This window comes from Pseudomonas bharatica (assembly GCF_048586865.1).
GTDB lineage: Bacteria > Pseudomonadota > Gammaproteobacteria > Pseudomonadales > Pseudomonadaceae > Aquipseudomonas > Aquipseudomonas bharatica.
The window spans coordinates 1-3,493 of sequence record NZ_JBMAWR010000049.1 but is presented as its reverse complement, the minus strand read 5'-3'; the positions used below and the strand labels follow the sequence as shown (position 1 = coordinate 3,493).

The following is a 3,493-nucleotide window of genomic DNA, read 5'->3' as shown; positions in this document are numbered from 1 at the left end:
ATTCGGGGCGATGAAGTCCACCGAACCGCTGGAAGCGTTGACCGGAATGGTGATCGATTGGCCATTCGCCAAGGAGATGACCAGAGGCGTACCAGTGACTGGCGCGGTAACCGAGGCGGTGTAGGTGACGACACCGCCTTCCACTGCACTCGAAGTCGCGGTCAGGGTCACGGTCGACGTATCGATCGAATCCGTAACGGCAGTGACAGCCGCAGTCGGGCTGACTTCCAGATGCTCAAAGTCGCCACCAGTAGTCCCGGTGACAGTCACGCTGACGTTGCCGCCGTCCACATAGACGGTGTTGGCAGGCGCTGCGAAGGTCACGCTGCCTTCGGAGAGGCCCTTGCCAATGGTGATCACTTCGCCATTGCTCAGGGTGATCTTCATTTCACTGCCAGCCGGGTTGGTCAGGCGAGCGGTGTAAACAATGTCTCCACCCTCCTGAACGGTGCCCGTAGCGGACAGGGTCAGGCCAGTAGTGTCCAGGCGAGCCGGATCGTCGGTCACGACAGTGGTCGGGGTACCGGCGGTTTCAAGGTTTTCGTAGTTGCCGCCAGTGACGCCGGTGATGCTGTTGGTCAGCGGGGTGTTGGTGTTCAGGACGTTGTTCGGCGCAATGAAATCGACCGAACCGCTGGAGCTGTTGACCGGAATGGTGATCGATTGGCCGTTGGCCAAAGTTACAACCAGCGGAGTGCCAGTGACCGGAGCCGTAACGGAGGCGGTGTAGGTGACGACACCGCCTTCCACTGCACTCGAAGTCGCGGTCAGGGTGACGGTCGACGTATCGATCGAATCCGTAATGGCAGTGACAGCCGGAGTCGGGCTGACTTCCAGATGTTCAAAATCGCCGCCGGTGGTCCCGGTGACGGTCACGCTGACGTTGCCGCCGTCCACATAAACGGTGTTCTGAGGTGCAGCGAAGGTGACAGATCCTTCACTCAAACCCTTGCCGATAGTGATCACTTCCCCGTTGCTGAGGGTGATCTTCATCTCGCTGCCAGCCGGGTTGGTCAGGCGAGCGGTGTAAACAATGTCGCCGCCCTCCTGAGCCGTGCCGGTAGCGGACAGGGTCAGACCGGTAGTGTCCAGGCGAGCTGGGTCGTCAGTAACGACGGTGGTTGGCGTGCCGGCGGTTTCGAGTTTTTCGTAGTTGCCGCCGGTCACGCCAGTAATGCTATTGGTCAGCGGCGTATTGGTGTTCAGCACGTTGTTCGGGGCGATGAAATCGACCGAACCGCTCGAAGCGTTCACTGGAATGGTGATCGATTGGCCGTTGGCCAAAGTTACAACCAGCGGGGTGCCAGTGACCGGAGCTGTGACCGATGCGGTGTAAGTGACGATGCCACCTTCGACGGCGCTCGAAGTTGCGGTCAGGGTCACGGTGCTGGTGTCGATGCTATCGGTGACTGCGGTCACCGCGGCCGTCGGGCTGACTTCCAGGTGTTCGAAGTCTCCGCCGGTGGTGCCGGTGACGGTCACGCTGACGTTGCCGCCGTCCACGTAAACGGTGTTCTGAGGCGCCGGGAAGGTCACGGAGCCTTCCGAAAGACCTTTGCCGATGGTAATGACTTCGCCATTGCTGAGGGTGATCTTCATTTCACTGCCCGCCGGGTTGGTCAGGCGGGCGGTGTAGACGATGTCACCACCTTCCTGAACGGTGCCGGTGGCGGACAGGGTCAGGCCGGTAGTATCCAGGCGAGCCGGGTCATCGGTTACGACGGTGGTCGGGGTGCCGGCGGTTTCGAGCTTCTCGTAATTGCCGCCAGTGACGCCGGTGATGCTGTTGGTTAGCGGCGTGTTGGTGTTCAGGACGTTATTCGGCGTAATGAAATCGACCGAACCGCTGGAAGAATTGACCGGAATGGTGATCGACTGGCCGTTGGCCAGGCTGATGACCAGCGGGGTGCCAGTAACTGGTGCCGTGACGGAGGCGGTGTACGTGACGACGCCACCTTCCACTGCGCTTGGAGTTGCGGTCAGGGTCACGGTCGAAGTATCGATGCTGTCTGTGACGGTAGTCACTGCCGCGGTTGAGCTTACTTCCAGATGTTCGAAGTCCCCGCCGGTAGTCCCGGTGACGGTCACGCTGACATTGCCGCCGTCGACGTAAACGGTATTTTGAGGCGCCGCGAAGGACACGCTGCCTTCTGATAGTCCTTTACCAATCGTGATGACTTCACCATTGCTCAGCGTGATCTTCATTTCACTGCCAGCCGGATTGGTCAGGCGAGCGGTGTAGACGATATCGCCACCTTCCTGGACGGTGCCCGTGGCGGACAGGGTCAGGCCAGTGGTGTCCAGGCGAGCTGGGTCGTCGGTCACGACGGTGGTCGGCGTGCCGGCGGTTTCCAATTTCTCGTAGTTGCCGCCAGTGACACCGGTGATGCTGTTGGTCAGCGGCGTGTTGGTGTTCAGGACGTTATTCGGCGCGATGAAATCTACCGAGCCGCTGGAGCTGTTAACCGGGATGGTGATGCTCTGTCCGTTGGCCAGGCTGATAACCAGCGGAGTGCCAGTGACCGGCGCGGTAACCGAGGCGGTGTAGGTAACCACACCGCCTTCAACAGCACTGGCGGTGGCCGTCAAAGTCACGGTCGAAGTGTCGATGCTGTCGGTGACAGCAGTCACAGCCGCCGTTGGGCTGACTTCCAGATGCTCGAAATCACCGCCGGTGGTACCGGTGACGGTCACGCTGACATTGCCGCCGTCCACGTAAACGGTGTTGGCAGGCGCCGGGAAGGTCACGCTGCCTTCCGACAGGCCTTTGCCGATGGTGATCACTTCCCCGTTGCTGAGGGTGATCTTCATTTCACTGCCCGCCGGATTGGTCAGGCGGGCGGTGTAGACGATATCGCCGCCTTCCTGGACGGTGCCGGTTGCGGACAGGGTGAGGCCAGTCGTGTCCAGACGAGCCGGGTCGTCAGTCACGACGGTGGTCGGCGTGCCGGCGGTTTCCAATTTCTCGTAATTGCCACCGGTGACACCGGTGATGCTGTTGGTCAACGGGGTGTTGGTGTTCAGGACGTTATTCGGGGCGATGAAGTCCACCGAACCGCTCGAAGCGTTGACCGGAATGGTGATCGATTGGCCGTTCGCCAAGGAGATGACCAGAGGCGTACCAGTGACTGGCGCGGTAACCGAGGCGGTGTAGGTCACTACACCGCCTTCGACCGCGCTCGAGGTCGCGGTCAAGGTGACGGTCGAAGTGTCGATGCTGTCGGTGACGGCAGTGACAGCCGCAGTCGGGCTGACTTCCAGGTGCTCGAAGTCGCCGCCGGTGGTGCCGGTGACGGTGACACTGACGTTGCCGCCATCTACGTAAACGGTGTTCTGAGGCGCCGGGAAGGTCACGCTACCTTCTGACAGACCTTTACCAATCGTTATGATTTCACCATTGCTCAGGGTGATCTTCATCTCGCTGCCGGCCGGGTTGGTCAAGCGAGCGGTGTAGACGATGTCGCCGCCTTCCTGGACGGTGCCGGTAGCGCTG

The 3,493-nt window shown here is 60.8% G+C and carries 1 protein-coding gene; it reads right to left on the bottom strand.

The features are described 5' to 3' along the window. Positions 1 to 3,493 (bottom strand): beta strand repeat-containing protein (locus ACKLLE_RS27055; protein WP_420059595.1); only part of this gene is annotated, 3,493 nt, incomplete at both ends.